Source organism: Bacillus sp. URHA0034 (genome assembly GCF_056280405.1).
Window position 1 is genome coordinate 4,088,285 of the sequence record NZ_JBWCDK010000002.1, and the last position, 23,489, is coordinate 4,111,773.

Genomic DNA, 23,489 nt, shown 5'->3' on the forward strand with positions numbered 1-23,489 from the left:
CGTCTCACATTCACAGCCATTTTTCTCTATAAGAGTTATGAGAGATATCACAATCTAACTGAATTGATGGGTGGATTTTCTATGAAAAAAAGAGATTTTGGTGAAGGAATTTTATTTTCATTAACCAACCATATTTATTGGCTTTTAATGACTAATATTTATTTTGTTATCAGTAACGCCATATTCTTATTCTTTTTTATGACATTAAAACCGACTTTTTCAAATATCACCATTTATTTTCTCGCGCTTACTCTGACTGGTCCTTCTTTATCAGCCCTTTTTTATTCAATTGGAAAACTCATCCGAGAGAAGGAACTTTCTCCATTAAGAGATTTCCTCCACGGATATAAGATAAATTTTAAAGATACCATGAAGTTTTGGCTGCCGCTGCTTCTAGTCCTATATATCCTTTTTATCGACCTGCAATACTTTAATTCAAATCCATCCGTGACTCATCACATTCTATCGGTCATTTTTTTCATAGGTATTTTGATCACGATGATTATCATGATGAATTCATTTTTAATTAATGCAGGTTTTAAATTTAGATTAAAAGATATTTGTAAACTGTCCATTTATTACAGTTTCAAAAAAGTAAAGGTAACCTTTGGAAATATAGGTATCATTATCATTTCGTTATTTCTGACCACGATTACCTCGAATTTTTTCATTGTGTTTATGGCCAGCGTTATTTGTTATGTATTTTTATTGAATAGCAGGGACCTCTTAGAAGATATTAAATTGAACTTCTGTAAACCGCATGAGAATACAAACTAAAAGTTATCTAAATGAACGGAGGAATTTTACATGAAGATGGGATTTCGCTGGTATGGTGAGGGGAATGATTCCGTAACCCTAAATCATATTAAACAAATACCTGGCGTGGAAACGATCGTTTGGGCTCTTCACGACATGCAGGCCGGCGTGGAATGGCCAATGGATCGAATTTTAGAAGTTAAACGACATGCTGATCAGTACGGATTTAATATTGATGTCGTTGAGAGCGTTAATGTACACGAGGATATTAAATTAGGCCTCGCTTCTCGTGATCAATACATAGAAAACTATAAAAAGACCATTGAAAAACTGGCTAAAGTGGGAGTAAAGGTCATATGTTATAACTTTATGCCGGTCTTTGATTGGATAAGGACAGATTTATATAAAGCCCATGAAGATGGTTCTACTGCCCTTTTCTATGAAACTGCAAAAGTGGATGATATCGACCCAATGGAATTGGTGAATAAAATTGCAGGGAATCCTGACTTTACAATGCCAGGCTGGGAGCCAGAGCGCTTAGAAAATATTACAACTTTATTTGAAGCTTATAAGAATGTAACAGAAGAAGATTTATTCAATCATTTGCAGTACTTTCTTGAAGCTATTATTCCAGTGGCGGAAGAACATGATATCAAAATGGCAATTCATCCGGATGATCCGCCATGGTCTGTATTTGGCTTACCACGGATTGTAACCAACCAGGAAAATATTCGACGTATTTTAAAGCTAGTTGATAGTCCATATAATGGTGTCACACTATGCAGCGGGGCATTAGGTTCAAGCCGAAGCAACGATGTTGTTGCGATGGTAAGAGAATTTGCCGAACGGATTCCATTTGCCCATGTACGCAATGTAAAAATCTATGATAATGGGGATTTTATTGAAACATCTCACCGGACAGAAGATGGTACAGTGGATATTGTTGGAATCATGAAAGCCTATCATGACAGCGGATTCAAAGGATATATCAGGCCGGATCATGGCAGACATATCTGGGATGAACAATGCCGTCCCGGCTATGGTTTGTATGATCGTGCCCTTGGCATTATGTATCTATTAGGGACTTGGGATGCATTTAATCGATAAATAATAGAGTAAATTACCTTCACCTATTTAGCAATTAGATGATTGAAAATGGAGGATAACCAAAATGAATAGCATAATCGAAACTACCACAACCGTACAAAACAAAGTCAATCATAAAGAAAGTTATGCGGCATGGCTGCAGTATACAAAAATTGATCATGCAGAGGTGGCTGAAGAATATCGTAAATGGGCTGGGAATATTAATAGTCTGGCAGGTTCTGCCGTGATAGATTCGGCGCTAAATGAGCTGAATGCTGCTTTTTCTTCTATGCTGGACATTCAACCTCAAATCTCATTGGGAACCAAACCAAACTATAGGATTTTATTAGCAACAAAGAAAGAATCTAATATGCTGGATGCTAACATTGACGTTGATTTTGATCAAGTCAATGAGGATGGATATATCATCAAATCAGTAGTCACTAATACTAGCAGCACGATTTTTCTGTTAGGGAAAAGAGATGTCGGGGTATTATACGCTGCTTATCATCTTTTAAGATTGATGCAGAACAGAGAATCAATAAATAATTTAAACATCGTGGAATCTCCTAAAAATCAATTAAGAATGATTAACCAGTGGGATAACATGGATGGCAGCATTGAACGAGGTTATGCAGGGCAATCTATTTTCTACAAGGACAACCTATTTTCAGAGGAGTTAAATCGGATTCAGGATTATGCAAGATTGTTATCTTCAGTTGGAATCAACGGCATTTCGATTAATAATGTGAATGTACATCAAGTCGAAACCAATTTAATTACGAGCAGCTTACTTCCTAAGGTAGCTGAAGTTGCCAGTATTTTTAGAGCATATGGAATTAAAACATTCCTTAGTATTAATTATGCGAGTACCATTTCGCTCGGTGATTTGGAGACAGCAGATCCATTAGAACCTGAGGTTAAAAAATGGTGGAGAAATAAGGCAGAAGAAATTTATCGCTTTATCCCTGATTTTGGAGGATTCCTCGTAAAAGCAGATTCAGAACACCGTCCAGGACCATTTACTTATAACCGTAACCATGCAGATGGAGCCAATATGCTAGCGGAAGTCTTAGAACCGTTTGGTGGTTTAGTTATATGGAGATGTTTCGTCTATAACTGCCTTCAAGATTGGCGTGATCGCACGACAGACCGTGCAAGGGCAGCTTATGACCACTTTAAACCATTAGACGGAAAGTTCCACGAAAATGTCATCTTGCAAATAAAAAATGGTCCAATGGATTTCCAGGTACGTGAGGCAGTATCCCCATTATTTGGTGCCATGCCGCAAACGAACCAGATGATGGAGTTTCAAGTAACGCAGGAATATACAGGGCAGCAGAGACATCTTTGTTATCTCGTTCCTCAATGGAAGGAAATCCTGGATTTTAAGACATTTGCAAATGGAGAAGAATCACCTGTCAAACATATTGTTGACGGATCAGTTTACCCATACCGCTATTCAGGTATAGCAGCCGTTTCTAATATCGGTAATGATTATAATTGGACGGGACATCCGTTAGCACAAGCGAACCTATATGGCTATGGGCGTTTAACTTGGAATCCAGACCTTGAAGCAGAGACGATTACAAAGGAATGGATTGGTCAAACTTTTGGACAGGATGAACGGGTTAACGAACAAATCAGTCAAATGCTTCTTAAATCTTGGGAAATCTATGAACATTATACCTCACCACTTGGGGTTGGCTGGATGGTAAATCCGCATCATCACTATGGGCCGAATGTCGATGGTTATGAATATTCGGTTTGGGGTACCTATCATTTTGCTGACTGCCACGGCATTGGTGTTGATCGCACCGTAAAAACAGGTACCGGGTACACGGCACAGTATTTTAAAGACAATGCCGACATGTATGAATCACTGGAAACCTGTCCGGATGAATTGTTATTGTTTTTCCACCATGTTCCCTATACCCATAAGTTGAACTCAGGTGTTACAGTGATTCAGCATATTTATAATACTCACTTTCAAGGGGTTCAAGAAGCACAGGAATTAAAAGAGCGATGGACAACATTAGAGGGCAAAATAGACTCCGAACGTTATGAAGATATTTTAACTAGATTAGAAGAACAAGTATCACATTCTAAAGAGTGGCGGGACATCATTAACACTTATTTTTACAGAAAATCGGGCATTGCAGATGAACAAAATAGACCAATCTATTAAGACTATGTGTTAGTGTTTTCTACCTTCATGTCAAAGGTGGAGCTGTAATGGGACTTACTAATAAACAAGGAGCGGTACCGCAAATCAGTTTGCTGAGGTTAACATGGCCAATTTTTATTGAACTATTTCTTCAAGTGATTATGGGCAGCACGGACACGATCATGCTGTCCCATATTTCTGATGATGCAGTAGCCGCAGTTGGGGTATCAAATCAACTTATTTTCTTTACCATCCTCATCTTTAATTTCGTTTCTATGGGCACAGCCGTAGTCCTCTCCCAGTATTTAGGTGCAGGCTTACGTGAACATGCTAAAATTGTAACGACCATGTCAATCAAGCTAAACTTCATCATGGGTTTAATTATTAGTATCATCATGGTCATTTTTAAAGGCGAATTTTTGGCATTTTTTCATCTCCCCGAACACCTTGCTGGTTTAGGAAAGCAGTATCTTTCCATTGTTGGAGGAACTCTTTTTATACAGGCATTATTGCAGACGGTATCCTCCATTTTAAGGGCGAATGGCTACACGCGAGATGCGATGTTTGTTTCTATGTTCATGAACGTGGTTCATTTAGCGATCAATAGTATTTTGATTTTTGGTTTATTGGGATTCCCTCAACTGGGTGTGAAAGGGACGGCTATCTCAACAGGAATAAGCAGAACAGCGGCCTTATTGGTGATTCTCACGATTATGTATAAAAGGATCCCAATGAATATAAAATTAAAAGATTATCTAACAAATGATGGAACACAAGTAAAAAAAATCTTGAAAATTGGTATTCCGGCTGCTAGTGAACAACTCTGTTACAATGCCAGTCAGCTGATGATCACATCGATGATCGCTATTCTTGGTGCTGCCGCCTTAACCACCCGTGTTTATACACAAAGTGTCAATTCTTATATTGTTTTATTTGGCTTGGCCATGGGGCAGGGAACACAGATTTTAATAGGTTACAAGGTAGGTGCCCGTGATTTTGATGGTGCCTACCGCCAATTATTAAAAAGCTTAAAATACAGCTTTAGTATAACCTTTGCGGTTGCCCTGCTTATTTGCTTCTTCCGGGAATCCCTGCTTTCGATTTTTACAACTAATAAAGAGATTATTTCCATGGGAAGCAAATTATTGTTGTTCTGTTTTATTCTTGAACCGGGGCGAACGTTTAACTTAGTCGTAATTAGTTCCCTCAGAGCCGCTGGTGATACCACTATCTCGGTTAAAATGGCTGTTATCTCCATGTGGGGGATTTGCGTGCCGCTGGCTTACTTCCTAGGAATTCATCTCGGGTTCGGACTGCCGGGTATTTGGATCGCCTTTATTGTTGATGAGTGGGTTAGAGGAATAACCATGTTCTTTAGATGGAAAAGCAGGGCATGGGAGAAAAAAGTCTTAGTTCAAAATCAAATATCACCAACTGCCTAAAAATAATAATCGCCAATTTTGCCCCGTCTTAAAAAGGCGGGTTCTTTTATGGAGACGTATTAAAAAAATAAAAGAATGACTCCCTTAAAATAGTTGGCTAATATTTATAGAAAATACAGCTGTTTGGAAGGAAGATGATTATTAAAAAAAGAATATATAAGCGATGTCCTTTTTTCTTGCACACTTAGTTTGATGGATAAACAAACAGTGCAAACAATTAATAGGGGGAGTATCATGAGGAAAGCACTGCAAGTACCGAATATTCGGTTAGGAGTCTGTTATTACCCAGAGCATTGGCCTGAGGAGCTTTGGGAAGATGATTATAAAAGAATGCGGGAACTGGGTTTTTCAATTGTGAGAATGGCGGAATTTGCCTGGTCCATTTTTGAACCGGAGGAAGGGGAATTTTCATTTGACTTTTTTGACCGAGCTTTAAATCTGGCTGATAAACATGGACTAAAGGTAGTGCTAGGTACCCCAACGGCTACTCCGCCGGCATGGCTGACTCACAAATACCCTGAAGTTTTGAATGTATCCCAAGCAGGGGTTCAATATCAGCATGGCCAAAGGAGGCATTATAATTACAATGCTCCGATTTATCGAGAGCTTTCAGCAAGAATTGTTAAAAATATGGCCGAGCATTACAAGGATCATCCGGCAGTTATCGGCTGGCAGATTGATAATGAACTAAACTGTGAGATCAACGTGTTTTATTCGGAGGCTGACCATAAGGCCTTTCGTGCCTGGCTGCAAACGAAATATGGGACGTTAGAGCAGCTCAATAAAGCATGGGGAACTGTCTTTTGGAATCAAACCTTTACGGAGTGGGAGCAAGTTTCCTTAACCAGGCCGACTGTTAGTGATTCACCAAACCCTCATCAGGCATTAGACGAAAAACGTTTTATTTCAGATAGTGCGATCTCATTTGCTTCATTACAAGCGGAACTATTAAGAGAATTGGCACCCAATCAGTGGGTAACAACGAATGGTCTTTTTGGTCATTTGGATAATCATAGAATGACCGAAGAGCTTCTTGATTTTATTGCCTACGATTCCTATCCAAACTTCAGTACCATTTACCCGGATAAGGGGGAGAAACCACTGCTTGATAGGAAGTGGAGCTGGAATTTAAGCACGGTACGAAGCATTTCCCCAACTTTTGCTGTGTTTGAACAACAATCAGGCCCGGGCGGATGGGTGAATCGAATGGAACAGCCTTCTCCTAAGCCAGGTCAAATGAGATTATGGACGTATCAATCGATCGCGCATGGAGCAGATATGGTGCTTTATTTCCGCTGGAGAACAGCTGCATTTGGAACTGAGATCTACTGGCATGGTATCAATGATTACCACAACCGTCCGAATCGGCGTGTGGAAGAGGCCGGAATAGTAGGGAAAGAGATTAATAGCATTGGTGAACAGGTAGCCGGAGCAGTTTTTAAGGCTGAAGCAGCTATTCTTAAAGATTATGATAATGAATGGGATGGAGAATTGGATCATTGGCATGGACCCTTTGAGCAGGAAAGTATTTCAGCATGGGTGAAAGCATTTCAATACAACCATATTCCCGTAGACGCTTTATATATAAATTCAACTACGAATGTGAAGGAACTGCTCAACTATAAGCTGTTAATTTATCCGCATCCAACTATTTTAACAGAAGAAACAGCCAATCTCTTGAAAGAATACGTTCATCAAGGCGGACAGCTCATCTTTGGTGCCCGTACTGGCTATAAAAATGAGGATGGTCGCTGCAATATGATGCCTTTTCCGGGTCATGTAAGTGAGCTTTGCGGTGTAACGGTTGAAGACTTTACACTAGTTGGACCTCATCAAACAGCACCCGAAATAGTTATGAAAGATGGAGAATCCAAAGAGTTTTCTTCTGTTAGTTTTAATGAAGTACTAAAGCTTGAAAGTGCTCAGGCAGAGGTCCTAGCTGTTTATAAAAATAGCTATATGGCTGAAAAACCAGCGCTTGTTAAACATGCTTTCGGCAATGGTTTTGCTTATTATTATGGCGGCGTTTTCAGCCTGCAATCAGCCGAGGAGCTGATGAAAGCAGCCGGTGTGACACAGCCTGTCGATTGGATCAAGCTGCCTGAAAAAGTGGAATTAGCGATCCGCGAACATCAAAATGGGGAAAAATACGTGTTTCTTTTGAATTATGCAGACACGCCTCAGGAAGTACATTTGGCAAAAGAGGCTAAAGAGCTTCTGTCTGGAGCCAAATTAAAAGACAAAGTCACGATGCAGCCGTTTGGTGTGTTCATTATTCTTCAAGAACGTTAAAAAAAGGAGGAAGATAGGATGAAAAGGAAACTTCGATGGGGTGTGTTAGGATGTGCAAATATTGCCATCCATTCAGTTATTCCTGGCATTAAAGGATCAGAAACTAGTGAAGTACTGGCGATTGCCAGCCGTGGATTGGAAAAGGCTAAAAAGACTGCTGGTGAACTGGATATTGAAAGAGCTTATGGAAGTTATGAGGAACTGTTGCAGGATCCTGATATAGATGTTGTATACATTCCGCTGCCAAATCATCTCCATAAAGATTGGACCATTAAAGCAGCAGAAGCTGGTAAGCATGTTTTATGTGAAAAGCCTCTTGCTCTCAATCAGGAAGAAGCGGAACAGATGGTTCGTGCATGTAGAGAGGCGGGGGTAAAGCTGGCGGAAGCGTTCATGTATCGTTATCACCCCCGCTATGAAAGAATGAAAGAAATTCTAAAATCCGGTGAAATTGGAACGATTCGCGCACTACACGGCACCTTTACCTTTAATAATGCCGAAGACAAAGACAATGTCCGCTATCGTGCTGAATGGGGCGGAGGTTCCATCTATGATGTCGGCTGTTATCCAATTAGTGCAGCACGATTTTTGCTGGAGCAGGAACCAGAAGCGGTTACCGTTCAAGGCTTTTTCTCATCTGAACATGACAATGTCGACATGATGGCTACAGGTTTAATCGAATTCCCCAATCAACTTGGTGTAACGTTTATGTGCGGCATGTGGGCTAATTTTCAAAACACATTGCAAATCGTGGGAACAAAAGGGAAGATCGATGTTCCAAACGCATTTATAGTGAATTCCAATTTAGGGGGAAGCTTTACAGTAACTGTAGATGGAGAGACACGGACCGAACCTGTTGAGGAGCTTAACCAGTATACAGTTCAGGTGGATGAATTTGCCAAAAGTATCCTTGAAGGGACACCGCTCCGTTTCCCGCTGGAGGATTCCATTCGCAATATGAAAGTCATAGATGCATGTTTAGCATCTGCGAGAGACAAAAAGCGGATTTTAGTTCATAAATAATAGGGATTAACCCGATAGAAGGAGATAATCAGCGATGAAGAAAATTAGGGTGGAAGGGCTTGATAAATCTTGTTCTCAAATCGTTATTGGTTCGATGATGTTTACTCCTGAAAATATGAAACTGACAAATACGCTTTTGGATGCCTATGTAGAGGCTGGGGGAAATACCATTGATACAGCGCATGTTTATCAAAATGGCAACAGTGAAAAAGCTGTGGGAAAATGGTTGAAAGGGACCGTGAAACGAAAAGATATTGTGATTTTGGATAAAGGTGCCCACCCTGACAGTAACGGGCCGCGTGTCACGCCTACTGATATCAAACAGGACCTTTATGAGAGCCTGGAACGTTTGCAAGTAGATTTTATCGACATTTACATGCTTCATCGTGACAATCCAGAAATACCAGTCGAGGTCATCATCGATGCGTTAAATGAACATAAAAAAGCGGGATTGATTGGAGTATTAGGCGTTTCGAACTGGACAAACAAGCGGATTGAAGAGGCAAATAAATATGCCGCAGAAAACGGGCTTTCAGGCTTTGTTGTCAACAGCCCCAATCTAAGCCTGGCTAAACCGAATGAACCTAGATGGGCGGGATGCATCTCGGTAGATAAGGAAAGCTTGCAATGGCATGAGAAAAATCAATTTCCGCTTTTTTCCTGGTCTTCCCAAGCGGGCGGATTTTTCTCGGGGCGCTATTCTCCAAGTCAAAACGATGACCCGGATATGGTTCGTGTTTATTATAGCGAAGCTAATTGGAAGCGATATCAAAGAGCGCAGGAGCTTGCGAAGGATAAAGGGGTCACCCCAATCCAAATTGCCTTAGCCTATGTACTCAATCAGCCTTTTTCGACTTGTGCACTAATTGGTCCAATGACAACAGAAGAATTACACTCAAGTATGCGGGCAGTCGATATTGAGTTAAGCCAGGCGGAAATCAAATGGCTTGATTTACAAGAGTAGGTTGAAAAAATAAACGACACGAGCAGCCTAATTATTAAGGAGGGAATTAAAATGGAATATACTGCATTAGGAAGAACAGGATTGAAAGTTAGCCGGCTATGTCTTGGAACTATGAATTTTGGTGTAGATACGGAAGAAAAGGAAGCATTTCGAATCATGGATACGGCATTGGATGCAGGAATTAACTTTTTTGACACGGCCAATGTTTACGGCTGGGGAGAAAATGCCGGAAGAACAGAGGAAATTATTGGCCGCTGGTTTGCTCAGGGAAGCGGCCGCAGAGATAGAGTCGTCCTTGCCACAAAAGTATATGGAGAGATGCATAATCAGCTAGAGGGCCCGAACAATACTCCAGGATTATCCGCATTTAAGATTCGCCGGCACTTGGAGGATTCACTGCGCCGTCTCCAAACCGATCATATTGAACTCTATCAAATGCACCATGTTGATTGGAATGTTAGTTGGGCGGAAATTTGGGCGGCATTCGAACTCACTGTTCAGCAAGGAAAAGCCGGATATATCGGGGCAAGCAATTTTCCAGGCTGGAAACTGATGGAAGCCCAAAAAGAAGCTGACTCACGCCATTTCCTTGGGCTGATTTCTGAACAGCATAAATATAATTTAAATTGCCGTCTTCCAGAATTGGAAGTGTTACCTGCCGCACAGCATTTAGGGATTGGAGTGATTCCTTGGAGCCCGCTTGATGGTGGATTGTTGGGAGGAAATGCTTTAAAGAATCAGCCTGGAACAAGAAGCGGCAGAGACACTGCTAGAATCGAAAAGCACAGAATTCAATTAGAACAATTTTCTGGTCTTTGTAAGGAACTGGGAGAAAAAGAAGATACAGTGGCGTTAGCATGGCTGCTTGCAAATCCTGCAGTAACTGCGCCTATTATTGGCTGCCGGACAATGGAGCAATTTGAGCAATCGCTCCGCGCAGTTGAAGTAGTATTGAATGAAGAAGTAATGAACCGTTTAGATGAAATATTCCCTGGACCAGGGGGACGGGCACCAGAAGCATATGCTTGGTAATCATTGATTAGTACAAGGAATGGATGGAATCTTTTAATGGGCCGTTTTAAAAGCTGTGCTTAATCTAGTTTTTGGACACGGTCCATTAAAGGTTTTATTTTTTCAAAAAACTTAGTTTGTTGAATGCGCAAACAAAGTTAGTAGTGATATAATAAAATTGATAATTTAATAAACGCAGTGATTAATAAACTTAGGAGGAGATTGTTGTGCCATTCGTTATGAATCCGATTTTGCCAGGGTTCAACCCGGATCCATCGATTGTAAGAGTCGAAGATGATTATTATATAGCCACTTCCACGTTTGAATGGTTTCCCGGCGTACAAATCCATCATTCACGGGATTTAAAGAATTGGAGATTACTAACCCATCCATTAACACGTAAAAGTCAACTGGACATGCTTGGAAATCCTGATTCAGGAGGAGCATGGGCTCCATGCTTGAGCTATGATAATGGAACATTTTACTTAATCTACACAGATGTGAAGAGTCATATTGGACCATTTAAGGATACTCACAACTATCTCATTACTGCTACCGATATTATGGGCCCATGGTCCGAACCTGTTTATTTAAATAGCAGCGGGTTTGATCCATCCCTTTTTCATGATGATGATGGAAGAAAGTGGCTTGTCAATATGGTCTGGGATCACCGAAAAAATAAAAATTCGTTTGGCGGCATCTTGCTTCAGGAATATTCCCCTGAAGAGAAGAAATTAATCGGACCGATCCATAATATTTTTAAAGGAACAAAATTAGGATTAACAGAAGCCCCTCATGTATATAAGCACAATGACTATTATTATTTGATGACTGCCGAAGGCGGGACTAGATATGAGCATGCGGTCACAGTGGCCCGTTCCAAGTCATTATATGGACCTTACGAGGTTGACCCAGCAGGACCGATTTTGACTTCGTCTGGCAAACCGGAGCTTGAACTTCAAAAGGCGGGGCATGCCAGCATTGTCCATACACAAAATGATGAGTTGTATTTAGTCCATCTAACAGGACGCCCCTTAAAGCCTTCGATGAACTGTAATCTTGGCAGGGAGACAGCGATTCAAAAAGGGGTTTGGACTGAAGATGGATGGCTCAGGCTTGCAAATGGAACTAATAGTCCGGAGGCAAAAGTGGAACTTCCTTCATTTCCTGAATGCCCTTTTGAAAGAGAGCCTGAAACCGATCATTTCGATGCGGAAGAACTAAGTATTCATTTTAGTTCCCTTCGAGTACCATTTACAGAAGAATGGGTTTCCGTCAAAGAGAGACCAGGTTATTTAAGACTAAAAGGAAGAGAATCGTTTAGTTCTTCACATCGACAAAGCTTGATCGCCCGCAGACAGCAGGCCTTTTCGGTAACAGCTGAGACTGTTGTCGAATTTGAACCAGACACCTTCCAGCAGATGGCTGGACTTGTTTACTATTACAACAGTCGAAATTACTACTATCTATGGATAAGTCATGACGAAGAACTAGGCAAATGCATTGGCATTATGGCGAGTGACCAAGGGGTATATACAGAGCCGCTTGATACTCCAATCTCAATAGAAGGTTGGAACCAAGTATACTTAAAAGCCGATCTTCATTATGAGGAGCTTCAATTCTTCTTTTCTGAAGACGGTTTCAATTGGACTGAAATCGGACCAGTCTTAGATGCCAGCAAGATTTCTGATGATCATGTGGAACTTAAAAAGGGTGGTACATTACTCGACCAAGGTTTCACAGGCGCATTTATTGGCTTATGTGCCCAAGATTTAAGCGGCAGGAAGAAACCAGCTGATTTTGACTATTTTACCTACCGTGAACGAGATGAAAAATAAACTCACTAGTGAGAAAGGACATAAGAACATGACTACAGGTTTAATGGATGCGGCCGTGATGGCAAAGCCACTTGAGATTGAAGTCAAACAAATCAGCATTCCGGAGCCCAAGGAAGATGAAGCATTAATCAAAGTGTATTGTATTGGTGTCTGTGGTTCAGATGTCCATTACTATGAACATGGAAAAATTGGCCGTTATGTGGTAAAAGAGCCTATTATTTTAGGACATGAATTAGCCGGAGAAGTTGTAAAGGCAGGAGAATCTGTTTCCAATGTATCTGTGGGCGACCGAGTAGCAGTAGAACCAGGGGTAACTTGTGGCAGATGTGATTATTGTAAGTCGGGTAGATACAATTTATGCCCCGATGTTGTGTTTTTGGCTACACCGCCAGTGGATGGTGCATGGGCGGAGTATATCACGATTCGAAGCGATATGCTGTTTAAATTGCCGGATACCATGAGTTATGAGGAAGGTGCCTTGCTTGAGCCGTTATCAGTAGGGTTTCATGCGATGAATCGTGGAAAGGTGACACAAGCAGACCGCGTATTTATTAGCGGACTCGGTCCGATTGGCTTACTAGCCATACAGGCAGCTAAAATGTTTGGTGTTACGGAGATTTATGCTAGTGATGTGGTTCCTTTCCGTAGAGAACTTGCTTTGGAAATGGGAGTAACGGATGTCATTGATCCACTTAATGAAAACGTGAAAGAGCGGCTTGAAGAACTAACTGCTGGAAAAGGTATTACCGTCGTGGTGGAATCATCGGGTAATCAAAGGGCTATCTCGGATACCGTAAAAGTGGTTAATCGGGGCGGAAGAATTGTTTTCGTTGGAATGCCAATCACAAATGAAATTCCTCTTGATATTAATCAGGTAATTGATGGAGAAATTGATGTTTATGGCCTCTTCCGTTATGCCAACACCTATCCTGCTGCCATTCAGGCACTAGGCAAATCTGATTGTGATATTGAAAAGGTGATTACACATAAGTATGCGCTAAGTGACATCAAGGAAGCCGTGGAGATGGCTAGGACACAAAAAGACACCAGCATTAAGATTATGATCTACCCGGATAAGAAAAATGTATAGGCAGCTGTAATCAATTAACTATCTGAAATGAGGGGATTTTTTGGCAAATAGTGATCAAGTAACAGAGAATAATATACTCGGTACGAATGTAATTGCTCAAATTGGAATTCTTGTTCATGATATTGAAAAAACCAGTCAAGCGTATGCGGATTTCTTTGGTGTGGAAAATCCGGGCTGGAATCTTACTGACACGGTGGATAAAGCTGAGACTGAATATAACGGGAATTCAACCGAAGCACGTGCCAAACTTGCCTTCTTTGATATGGGTTCACTTCAATTAGAACTAATTGAACCAGATCAGCATCCAAGTACATGGAGAGAATATCTCGATGAGCATGGTGAAGGTCCGCATCATATTGCTTTCATTATAAAAGGAATGAAAGAAAAAATTACGTTAATGGAAAGAAACCAAATGCCATTAATGCAAAAGGGCGAGTACACCGGAGGAAGGTATGCATACATGGATACCTTTAAGGATTTGAAAATTATTTTAGAGCTATTAGAAAATGACAATTAAACAAGAGACTTTCTACTAAATTTCATAGGCTGGTGATTGAATATGCGGATTTTAGTTACAGGTGCAAATCGAGGCTTAGGGCTTTCGCTCGCCAAATTAGGGGCAGAAAAAGGACACCATATTGTTGCAGGAGTTAGAGATCCAGAACAAGGAAAAGAAAAATTATCTGATCTTGAATTCTCAAAGTCTATTACCATTGTTCCGTTAGATGTGACAAAGGAAGATTCTGTTAGCCAAGCTGCCAATTTTGTAAAAGAGCAGTTTGGAACCATTGACGCCATTATTAATAATGCTGGAATCCTGTTGGGACGGGATAAAAAAATAGAAGATTTAGACCTGGATGAAGTTCAAGTATCCTTTGATATCAATCTGTTTGGTCCGATGAGAGTCGTCAAACATTTTCTTCCTTTATTGCTATTGGGCGACAGTTCATCGATCATCAATATTTCTTCTGAAGCCGGAAGTATTGAAAACGCTTATGGTGGAGATTATGCGTATGCCGCATCTAAAACAGCCCTAAATATGTTTTCTCAACAATTGAGTCAATATGTGAATGGGAAAAACATTCAGGTTTATGCTGTTCATCCAGGATGGATCCAGACCGATATGGGTGGTATAAATGCCCCAGGAAATCCTGATGATACAGCAAAAGGAATTTTTGATCTTATTGAACAAAGACCGTCAGTAGAAAGTAAATATGTGTTTATTGATTATAAAGGAAACCCAATGCCCATTTAATTAAAAAAAAATTTGTGAGGGATAGCGAATGGTTAAATTGCTGGCTATTTTAGGAGATTATTATCATCCGGCAGAGTGGGCTAAAGAGTCACTTGAGGCGGCGATTCGATCCAATTTTGGACCTGAAGATGTTCAACTCGTTTTTGGTTCCTATGAAACATTAAAAGATGAGCTTTTAGATCAGCCAGATGGAGTGATTCTTTTTAAGGAGAATCGCTTAAATCCCAACGATGAAATAGTAGAGAATTGGCTGAACGAGGAACTTGATTCAGAGATTACTAGGTATGTATCTAATGGCGGAGGCTGGTTGGCTTGGCACTCTGGATTAGCGTCCTATTCTTCTGAAAGCGGCTACACCAGGATGTTAAGAGGTTCATTTCTTTATCATCCGGAAAAGCATCAGATCGTCCAATATACTGGCGTAGAAAAAGAATCATTCCTCCCGGGTCCTTCTTTCTTTGAATTTTCGGATGAACATTATTTCGTCCAGTGTGATGAGGCAAATACCAATGTCTTTTTACGATCGGAATCGATTGATGGCCAAGCTGTGGCGGGATGGTCACATTCTTTTGGAGAGGGAAGGGTATGTTGTTTAACACCCGCTCACACTAAACAGGGTCTTATGAATCAAGAATTTTTGAACGTTTTGGGAAGCTGTATCAATTGGATTATATCTAAGTAAGCTGCTGAAAACTAGTTAATAAGTGACATAGAGCTGGCAATTGAGTCAGCTCTCTTTAAAAACAAATCTAGCAATATCAGGGAATACAAGTCAGAGGTGAGTAAAAATTACATGAATAAAAAAGTGCTTTTTAATGATGGCTGGGAATTTACAAAGAGCGGCCTGGACGTGACGGATACTGCCGGTTTAACATTTGAACCGATCGATCTGCCCCATGATTGGCTTATCTATAATACCAGAAATCTTTATGAAAACAGTATAGGATGGTATCGAAAGAGATTTACCTATTCCAAAGAAGATAGGCAGGTTCTCTTGTGTTTTGACGGGGTCTATATGGATTCTTCCCTTTATGTAAATCAACAGTTTGCAGGAGAATGGAAATACGGATATTCATCCTTTGAACATGAGATCACAGACACTCTCGTGGAAGGGGAAAATGAAATTCTCGTCAAAGTCGTGCATCAAAGTCCGAATAGCAGATGGTATTCGGGGGCCGGAATTTACCGGAATGTCTGGCTAAAAACAAGAGATGTGAACCATATTGTAACGGATGGAATTTACGTAACCATAAAACAAAATGATGATGGCTGGAAGGTTGAAGTTGATACAGAAATCAACCTCTGTGATGATGCGGAGCTCTCACATACTATTATGTATAAGGATACAATCCTTGCTATTTCTTCAGAAAAAATTGAAACAGGAAGTAACTCCAGTTTACATAATAAACAAAGGGTGTTTGTAGAAAATCCGGCTGTTTGGTGTACAGACGAGCCTAATCTTTATCAGTTGGTCACTCAATTAAAGCTAGCCGGGACTAATCAAGAAATAGAATCCGTTTCTCAGAATATTGGATTTCGTACGATTACCCTTGACCCCGCTCAAGGTTTTAAACTAAATGGTAAACGGATGAAATTAAATGGAGTTTGTGAGCATCATGATTTAGGGGCCTTAGGAGCCGCATTTAATAAAACTGCCTTAAAAAGAAGATTTAAGATATTAAAAGAAATGGGCGTCAATGCGGTCCGAACCGCTCACAATATGCCGGCAAAAGAACTGATGGACTTAGCTGATGAGATGGGGTTCCTGATTGTCTCGGAAGCTTTTGATATGTGGGAAAGAACTAAAACAACTTATGATTACGCAAGATTTTTTAAAGATTGGGCGGCTATTGATGTAAAAAGCTGGGTCAGGCGTGACCGAAATCATCCGAGTCTCTTAATGTGGAGTATTGGAAATGAAATTTATGATACCCATGCGGACGAAAGAGGTCAAGAACTAACTAGAATGCTCATGGATGAAGTACGGAAATATGATCCAAGAGAAAATGCAAAGGTAACCATCGGATCGAACTATATGCCATGGGAGAATGCACAAAAATGTGCAGATATAGTGAAGGTTGCTGGTTATAATTATGCCGAAAAATATTATCAAAAACACCATGAGGAACATCCGGATTGGATCATCTATGGCAGTGAGACTGCCTCTGTCGTTCAAAGCAGGGGAATCTATCATTTCCCATTTAAAAAATCGATACTGGCCGATGATGATGAACAATGTTCTGCCCTTGGAAATAGTTCTACGAGCTGGGGAGCAAAATCCGCAGAAGCCTGCATTCTAGCTGAGAGAGATACACCTTTCTCGCTTGGCCAATTCATTTGGACGGGATTTGATTATATCGGGGAGCCTACACCGTACCATACGAAAAATTCTTATTTTGGTCAGATTGATACGGCTACATTTAAGAAAGATTCCTACTACATATATCAATCAGCATGGACAGACTACAAGACAAAGCCAATGGTTCATATTTTACCTTATTGGGATTTTAATAAAGGACAAATGATTGATGTACGAGTCTGTTCGAATGCACCGAAAATTGAACTTCAATTCAATGGGACAACAATCGGAATCCACGAAACTGACCATGAACATGGGACACAGCTTGTTGGCTGGTGGCAGATTCCATATGAAGAAGGAGAATTAAAAGCAATTGCCTATGATGAAGCAGGAAGCATCATTGCAGCCGATGTAAAGAAATCATTTGGAGATGCAAAAAAAATCAGTTTGCATGCGGATAAGAAACAGCTAATTGCAAATGGTACGGACTTAATTTTTGTCGAAATTAGCATGGAAGATGAGAATGGCACTCCAGTGGAAAATGCCAACAATCGTGTACGAGTGGATGTGACAGGAGCTGGCCGGTTAATTGGTCTTGATAATGGCGACAGTACTGACTTCGACCAGTACAAAGGGGTAAGCAGAAGACTATTCAGCGGTAAATTAATGGCCATTATCGGAGCGACATTAGACCCCGGAGCGATTAAGCTAGAAGTATCCTCCGAAGGTTTAGATAGCCAGAAATTAGAATTTGAATCCCTGCCAATAAAAGAGGGCGTGCTCGAAGGAAGCCCTGCCCATACGAGGAATCGGGACCTGCCGATTGTTATGGGTATGAGCGAAGAGATCCCTCTTCGTAAAATTGAAATCATTAGCGAAGAAGGACAAGTGTTTAATGAATCAAAAAAAGAGATGATCGTACGAGCAAGATTATTCCCGGAAAATACCTCTTACCGTGAAGTTGAGTGGAGCGTAGTCAATGAAACTGGGATTGAGTCGAATATTGCTGTAGTAGAAGCTGTTGGCCGGGAAGCGAAGATTACAGCATTAGGAGACGGGGAATTTCGCGTTCGTTGTACCAGTAAGAACGGTACGGACAAAACGAAACTCATCTCGCAACTGGAGTTTACGGTAGAGGGTCTTGGTACTGCCTATAAAGATCCATATGGTTTTATCTCGGCAGGACTCTATGATTATAGTAAAGGTGAAATAGGTAACGGAAACGAAAGAGGGGTTGCTACTGCAAGAGATGGCGAAACTCAGGTTGGTTTCCGTGGAATTGACTTTGGAGCTTACGGATCAGATACGATAACCATTCCCATTTTTGCATTGTCTAGTGAAGAGTATGCGCTGCAAATTTGGGAAGGAATACCTGATGAGGCGGGCAGTGGGCTGCTGGCGGATGTGATCTATCAAAAAGAATCCAAGTGGAATGTCTATCAAGAAGAAACGTATCGCTTGTCCAAAAGACTTCGAGGCATTACTTCGATTTGTTTTGTCCTGCAAAAGAAGGTCCATATCAAAGGATTTTCTTTTGAAAAGAAAAATAGAGCCTTCGAAACAAATGCGGCTGCAGATTGTGATCACATCTATGGGGATACGTTTACCATAACAAAAAGCTGCGTTGAAGGAATCGGAAATAATGTTTCTCTAGAGTTTGAACAACTGGATTTTACCAGTGAAGGTGCTGCGAAACTTGTGGTTTTTGGCAGGTCGCCAATTGATAAAAATACCATTCATATCCGCTTTGCTAGCGAAGCAGGTGAAACAAATCAACTCGTCGAATTTACGCAATCGGAAAACTATGAAGAGCGAGTTTTTGAATTGGATAAAATCACTGGAATTCAAAAAGTGACCTTTATCTTCCTGCCGGGAAGTAATTTTGATTTCGGCTGGTTCCGTTTTGAGAGGTAGAGTATGACTCACTCAAATTTATTAGTAAGTTATTTTGATGGATGTGGAGGGAAAATGAATGAAGCTTGTACCAGCTCAAAAACTACTATTTATTGGTGATTCCGTAACAGATTGTGAGAGAGCGCAACCTGAAGGAGAAGGGTTATTTGGTGCCCTGGGGAAAGGCTACGTGTCATATGTAGATGCACTGCTGCAGGCTGTGTATCCGGAATTGGGCATCAGAGTGGTTAATAAGGGGATCAGTGGCAATACTGTCCGCGATTTAAAAAACAGATGGCAGGAGGATGTCATTCATCAAGAACCAGATTGGTTATCTATCATGATTGGAATCAATGATGTTTGGCGTCAGTATGATACACCGTTCATTAAAGAATGGCATGTATACCCTGACGAATACGAGGAAACACTCCGGAAATTGGTTACAGAAACGAAGCCGCTGACAAAGGGGCTCGTCCTGATGACTCCTTTTTATATTGAAAGCAATGAACAGGATGGTATGCGGAAAACAATGGACCAATATGGAAAAATTGTCCGAAGGATTGCGGAAGAGACTGGTTGTTTGTTTGTTGATACACAAGCAGCGTTTAATGAAGTATTGAAGGATCTCTATCCTGCAACGATTGCCTGGGATCGTGTTCATCCATCCGCATCAGGACATATGGTATTGGCCAGAGCATTTTTGAAAGAAATCGGGTTTGAGTGGGACCGCTCTTAACCTAATAAATTTTTTAGGAGATGATTGAATGAACTATCGTGAATTAGGAAATACAGGGATCAAGATTAGTGAGGTCAGCTTTGGAACATGGGCGATTGGTGGCTCTTGGGGGAAAACAAGTGACGAAGAGGCCCTAAAATCCCTTGACTATGCAATTGAACAAGGTGTTAACTTCTTTGATACAGCCGATGTTTATGGGGACGGTCATAGTGAAGAACTTTTGGCAAAAGCGACAAAGGGTAAGGAAGATCAAATCCATATAGCAACTAAGTTTTGCCGTAAGGGAGACATATATGATCCGCAAAATTACAGCTATGAAAAAGTAAGTGCTTATTGTGAGGACAGCCTCCGCCGCTTAAATCGGGAAGCGATTGATTTATACCAAATTCATTGCCCAGCCACAGAAATATTGCAGGATGGCAGTGTGTTTCATGTACTTGACCGATTGAAGCAAGAAGGGAAGATCAAGCAATATGGCGTTAGTGTGGAGACGGTAGAAGAAGGACTTATTTGTTTAGAACATCCAAATGTAAAGAGTCTCCAGATTATTTTTAATGTTTTCCGTCAAAAGCCATTAGAAGAATTAATCCCTGAGGCCTACAAAAAAGGGGTGGGACTTCTTGTCAGGTTACCGCTTGCCAGCGGCCTTCTTACAGGGAAATTCACAAGTAATCATGTGTTTGAAGCAGACGACCACCGCCGCTTTAATGAAAATGGTGAGGCCTTCAACGTAGGAGAAACGTTTGCTGGGCTTGGCTTCCGCAAAGGTGTGGAATTAGCTGATCAATTAAAATGGATTGCAGATGGCAGAAAATCAATGGCCAGTGCGGCATTGCGCTGGATTTTAGACCAGAAAGAGATTACTTGTATTATTCCTGGATTTAAAAATATGAAACAAGTCGAGGATAATTTATCAGCCTTGGATACAAAACCATTCTATGAAGAAGAAATGCAAAAGCTCCTTCACTTTTACCAGGAAAAAGTGAAGGATTCTATTAGAGGCCCTTATTAATAGTTCAGTCTCTAATGGGGGGGTCAATAGCCGTTATTAACGACCAAGCTAGCGAAAAAAGAGTGCTGAGGGTAGTCAATATAACCTAATAAAATATATTCTTTTAGGAGTGAATCCAATTGTCCGAGCTAACAATGATAACCGAAGTGTCCACCTCCCAAAAAGCAGTAGCCATTACGTTTGATGACGGTCCTAACCCAATCTATACACCTCAAGTGTTAGAAATTTTTGCAAAGGCAGAAGGAAAAGCTACGTTTTTTATGATTGGTGAACAAATGGAAAAGAATCCTGAAATAGTAAAAACAGCTGCTGAACAAGGACATGAAATCGGCAATCATACATTTTCCCATCCTAAACTATCTGAGTTAACTCCTGCTGATTGTTTAGCAGAAATTGAAAGAACGGAGCAAATGATAACGGATTTAACAGGAAAAAAACCAGTTACCTTTCGTCCTCCTTACCTTGATTACAATCAGGAGACTATTTCAGTAGTTGAGAGCAAAGGATATACTATGATTGGTGCACTTAATTTAGAGGCTCAAGATTGGGAGCAGCCAGGAGTTGATCATATTCTGACAGCCTCGAAAAAATGTGTAAAAAATGGAAGTATTTTAATTTTCCACGACGGTTATGGAGATCGTTCTCAAACTATCCAAGCAGTAGAGGCGCTTGTTTCTGAACTTAAATCTGAAGGATATCAGCTTTTAACCGTAAGTGAACTATTAAACCTATAATAAAAGAAATAATGTAGAAAAAAGGACTGCAAAATTTACTAAAAATTTTCAGTTCTTTTTTTGCATTTTTCACTCAACAAAGTTAAATTTTTATACTACAATAAGGTGTGATTATCTTTAAAAATGATCCTAGATAGAAGGTGGCCAAATGCTTGTAAAATTTCAAAAGTGGAATACTATGAGAAATCAAATGTTAGTTGTCTTTTTAATTGTTATGGCCATTGTTTTATTAATAGTCGGTGGTTTAACTTTCAATCAAGTGTCCAAAATGCTTAAAAATAATGGAGAAAAACAAATCCAGCAGACAGCGATTGAAGCAAATGGAAGACTTGAATCCCTATATGAACAAGTGAATACTGCTTCAAAACTGGTAATGACGAATGATACTATTCAAGAAATTTTATCAAACACCTACTTGGGGAAAAAGGTTGCTTACACGGAATTGCAACAGGCCAGAACAAACGTGAACACCCTTCAAGCAAATACCGAAGGGATTTTTTCTTTTGAGTTGTATTCTTCCAAACTGGGGCGCTTGTTACCGAATGATGAGACCAGTTTAAGAAATAGAATTGGTAACAGGTGGATCCAACAAGCCAATGATGCCAAGGGGCGTTTGGTTTGGATTGGCGAGGACCCGCGAAATTCAGACTATATCCTGGCTGTAAGGCGCATAAATCTCATGAACAATGACTATGCCAATGGTGGTTATCTTCTCGTTAGAATCTATAATAACTATATCCAATTGGCAAACCAAGATAATAACGATATCAATCAATATTCCATATTACTGGATAAAGATTTAAAGCCAATCCTCTCGAACTATGACAGCTCGCTTAAACCCATTATTCACACGAATGATTCGATTATTTCCTTACATCATAAGGATTATATGATTACCAAACAGTCTTCAAAAGATACCGGATGGACTCTTATTATATTAACTCCAGTTAAAGCGCTTACCAAAGGAATCAATGTGTTAAGAACAGGGATTATTATATCAGGAATTATCGGATTTTTTATCTTTACAATCAGCTCATTGTTCCTATCAACCATTATTACAAGACCAATTATTGAGCTTACAAAAACGATGCAAAAGGCTAGTACAGGTTCCCTGCCGCTTAATCCTTATGTTCCAACTGTTAATGAAATCAATGAATTAAACATTACCTACAACCAGCTTGTTAAAGAAACCAATCATCTGATTAAAATGGTTTACCAAAAAGAGATTGTCCGCAGTCAAAGTGAACTAAAAGCACTTCAAGCGCAAATTAATCCGCATTTTCTGTTTAATACCTTGGATGCTCTCAGATGGTCACTTGATGATAAAGGAGAAGAGGAACTGGCAGAACTTGTCATTGCAATGTCCAATTTATTTCGGTATACCATTTCTAAACAAAAAGATAGTGATTGGGTAACAATTAAAGACGAAATCAAACATATCGAAGATTATCTGGAAATTATGAAAATGCGTTTTGGGGACCATTTAGACTGGAAATTAAATATGGCTTCCGAGTGGGCGGATGTAAAAATACCAAAATTATTAATTCAGCCTTTGGTGGAGAATGCCGTTCTTCATGGGGCAGGGAATACGGTGAACCCATGTACGGTTACTGTCTCGATTCACCCTTCATCCGACCAACAGTACCTCGAAATACTAGTACAAGATGATGGTCCTGGTATGAATGAAGAAAAGTTAAATTTTGTAAGACAATCGATGACAGAAGGGGGCACTACTTCCGTTAAAGGAAATGGAATGGCGATCTCCAATGTTTATAAGCGTCTGCAATTATATTATCATCGTCATTTAAAAAGAGGATTGACGATTACTAGTGATGTAAACCATGGTACAACCATTTCTTTTGAAATACCTTTGATTATGGAGGAGAATTAA

18 protein-coding genes are annotated in these 23,489 nt (G+C 40.3%); all 18 read left to right on the forward strand.

Annotated features, from left to right (window positions below; all coding sequences use genetic code 11):
- Positions 1-81 precede the first annotated feature (81 nt).
- Complete coding sequence (locus ACZ9EE_RS21640; protein ID WP_476030432.1) at positions 82-777, forward strand: DUF624 domain-containing protein; 696 nt, start codon at positions 82-84, stop codon at positions 775-777.
- A gap of 30 nt (positions 778-807) precedes the next feature.
- Complete coding sequence (uxuA, locus tag ACZ9EE_RS21645) at positions 808-1,863, forward strand: mannonate dehydratase (protein WP_476030434.1); 1,056 nt, start codon at positions 808-810, stop codon at positions 1,861-1,863.
- A gap of 64 nt (positions 1,864-1,927) precedes the next feature.
- Complete coding sequence (locus ACZ9EE_RS21650; protein ID WP_476030436.1) at positions 1,928-4,030, forward strand: alpha-glucuronidase family glycosyl hydrolase; 2,103 nt, start codon at positions 1,928-1,930, stop codon at positions 4,028-4,030.
- A 47-nt stretch (positions 4,031-4,077) separates the two neighbouring features.
- Positions 4,078-5,451, forward strand: coding sequence for an MATE family efflux transporter (locus ACZ9EE_RS21655; protein ID WP_476030438.1), 1,374 nt, complete (start codon positions 4,078-4,080; stop codon positions 5,449-5,451).
- A gap of 234 nt (positions 5,452-5,685) precedes the next feature.
- The gene (locus ACZ9EE_RS21660) at positions 5,686-7,743 is read left to right on the forward strand and encodes a beta-galactosidase (protein ID WP_476030440.1); all 2,058 of its coding nucleotides are present in this window, start codon (positions 5,686-5,688) and stop codon (positions 7,741-7,743) included.
- 18 nt (positions 7,744-7,761) lie between these two features.
- Positions 7,762-8,766: a Gfo/Idh/MocA family protein gene (locus tag ACZ9EE_RS21665; protein ID WP_476030442.1), complete on the forward strand. Its 1,005-nt coding sequence runs from the start codon at positions 7,762-7,764 to the stop codon at positions 8,764-8,766.
- Between the two features lie 34 nt (positions 8,767-8,800).
- The gene (locus tag ACZ9EE_RS21670; RefSeq protein WP_476030444.1) at positions 8,801-9,730 is read left to right on the forward strand and encodes an aldo/keto reductase; all 930 of its coding nucleotides are present in this window, start codon (positions 8,801-8,803) and stop codon (positions 9,728-9,730) included.
- Positions 9,731-9,781: 51 nt separating this feature from the next.
- Positions 9,782-10,762 carry an aldo/keto reductase gene (locus ACZ9EE_RS21675; protein ID WP_476030446.1) on the forward strand — a complete coding sequence of 327 codons (981 nt, stop codon included), beginning with the start codon at positions 9,782-9,784 and terminating at the stop codon, positions 10,760-10,762.
- Between the two features lie 206 nt (positions 10,763-10,968).
- Positions 10,969-12,579 carry a glycoside hydrolase family 43 protein gene (locus tag ACZ9EE_RS21680; protein WP_476030448.1) on the forward strand — a complete coding sequence of 537 codons (1,611 nt, stop codon included), beginning with the start codon at positions 10,969-10,971 and terminating at the stop codon, positions 12,577-12,579.
- A 28-nt stretch (positions 12,580-12,607) separates the two neighbouring features.
- A complete protein-coding gene (locus ACZ9EE_RS21685) occupies positions 12,608-13,669 on the forward strand; it encodes an NAD(P)-dependent alcohol dehydrogenase (protein ID WP_476030450.1) in 1,062 nt (353 codons plus the stop codon).
- 40 nt (positions 13,670-13,709) lie between these two features.
- A complete protein-coding gene (locus ACZ9EE_RS21690) occupies positions 13,710-14,186 on the forward strand; it encodes a VOC family protein (RefSeq protein ID WP_476030452.1) in 477 nt (158 codons plus the stop codon).
- A 42-nt stretch (positions 14,187-14,228) separates the two neighbouring features.
- On the forward strand, positions 14,229-14,924 hold the full coding sequence (locus ACZ9EE_RS21695; protein WP_476030455.1) for an SDR family oxidoreductase: 696 nt from the start codon (positions 14,229-14,231) through the stop codon (positions 14,922-14,924).
- Positions 14,925-14,952: 28 nt separating this feature from the next.
- Entirely contained in the window at positions 14,953-15,606 is a 654-nt protein-coding gene (locus ACZ9EE_RS21700) for a ThuA domain-containing protein (RefSeq protein WP_476030457.1), read from the forward strand.
- Positions 15,607-15,717: 111 nt separating this feature from the next.
- The gene (locus tag ACZ9EE_RS21705; RefSeq protein ID WP_476030459.1) at positions 15,718-19,137 is read left to right on the forward strand and encodes a glycoside hydrolase family 2 TIM barrel-domain containing protein; all 3,420 of its coding nucleotides are present in this window, start codon (positions 15,718-15,720) and stop codon (positions 19,135-19,137) included.
- 58 nt (positions 19,138-19,195) lie between these two features.
- Positions 19,196-19,852, forward strand: coding sequence for an SGNH/GDSL hydrolase family protein (locus tag ACZ9EE_RS21710; RefSeq protein ID WP_476030461.1), 657 nt, complete (start codon positions 19,196-19,198; stop codon positions 19,850-19,852).
- Between the two features lie 28 nt (positions 19,853-19,880).
- Positions 19,881-20,864, forward strand: coding sequence for an aldo/keto reductase (locus tag ACZ9EE_RS21715; RefSeq protein ID WP_476030462.1), 984 nt, complete (start codon positions 19,881-19,883; stop codon positions 20,862-20,864).
- Between the two features lie 134 nt (positions 20,865-20,998).
- Positions 20,999-21,598, forward strand: coding sequence for a polysaccharide deacetylase family protein (locus ACZ9EE_RS21720; protein WP_476033046.1), 600 nt, complete (start codon positions 20,999-21,001; stop codon positions 21,596-21,598).
- 148 nt (positions 21,599-21,746) lie between these two features.
- Positions 21,747-23,489, forward strand: coding sequence for a sensor histidine kinase (locus ACZ9EE_RS21725; RefSeq protein WP_476030464.1), 1,743 nt, complete (start codon positions 21,747-21,749; stop codon positions 23,487-23,489).

Coding starts and splice junctions, on each gene's coding strand:
- ACZ9EE_RS21640 (WP_476030432.1), top strand. CDS start 82: ATGAAAAAAAGAGATTTTGGTGAAGGAATTTTATTTTCATTAACCAAC.
- uxuA (WP_476030434.1), top strand. CDS start 808: ATGAAGATGGGATTTCGCTGGTATGGTGAGGGGAATGATTCCGTAACC.
- ACZ9EE_RS21650 (WP_476030436.1), top strand. CDS start 1,928: ATGAATAGCATAATCGAAACTACCACAACCGTACAAAACAAAGTCAAT.
- ACZ9EE_RS21655 (WP_476030438.1), top strand. CDS start 4,078: ATGGGACTTACTAATAAACAAGGAGCGGTACCGCAAATCAGTTTGCTG.
- ACZ9EE_RS21660 (WP_476030440.1), top strand. CDS start 5,686: ATGAGGAAAGCACTGCAAGTACCGAATATTCGGTTAGGAGTCTGTTAT.
- ACZ9EE_RS21665 (WP_476030442.1), top strand. CDS start 7,762: ATGAAAAGGAAACTTCGATGGGGTGTGTTAGGATGTGCAAATATTGCC.
- ACZ9EE_RS21670 (WP_476030444.1), top strand. CDS start 8,801: ATGAAGAAAATTAGGGTGGAAGGGCTTGATAAATCTTGTTCTCAAATC.
- ACZ9EE_RS21675 (WP_476030446.1), top strand. CDS start 9,782: ATGGAATATACTGCATTAGGAAGAACAGGATTGAAAGTTAGCCGGCTA.
- ACZ9EE_RS21685 (WP_476030450.1), top strand. CDS start 12,608: ATGACTACAGGTTTAATGGATGCGGCCGTGATGGCAAAGCCACTTGAG.
- ACZ9EE_RS21695 (WP_476030455.1), top strand. CDS start 14,229: ATGCGGATTTTAGTTACAGGTGCAAATCGAGGCTTAGGGCTTTCGCTC.
- ACZ9EE_RS21700 (WP_476030457.1), top strand. CDS start 14,953: ATGGTTAAATTGCTGGCTATTTTAGGAGATTATTATCATCCGGCAGAG.
- ACZ9EE_RS21705 (WP_476030459.1), top strand. CDS start 15,718: ATGAATAAAAAAGTGCTTTTTAATGATGGCTGGGAATTTACAAAGAGC.
- ACZ9EE_RS21710 (WP_476030461.1), top strand. CDS start 19,196: ATGAAGCTTGTACCAGCTCAAAAACTACTATTTATTGGTGATTCCGTA.
- ACZ9EE_RS21715 (WP_476030462.1), top strand. CDS start 19,881: ATGAACTATCGTGAATTAGGAAATACAGGGATCAAGATTAGTGAGGTC.
- ACZ9EE_RS21720 (WP_476033046.1), top strand. CDS start 20,999: ATGATAACCGAAGTGTCCACCTCCCAAAAAGCAGTAGCCATTACGTTT.
- ACZ9EE_RS21725 (WP_476030464.1), top strand. CDS start 21,747: ATGCTTGTAAAATTTCAAAAGTGGAATACTATGAGAAATCAAATGTTA.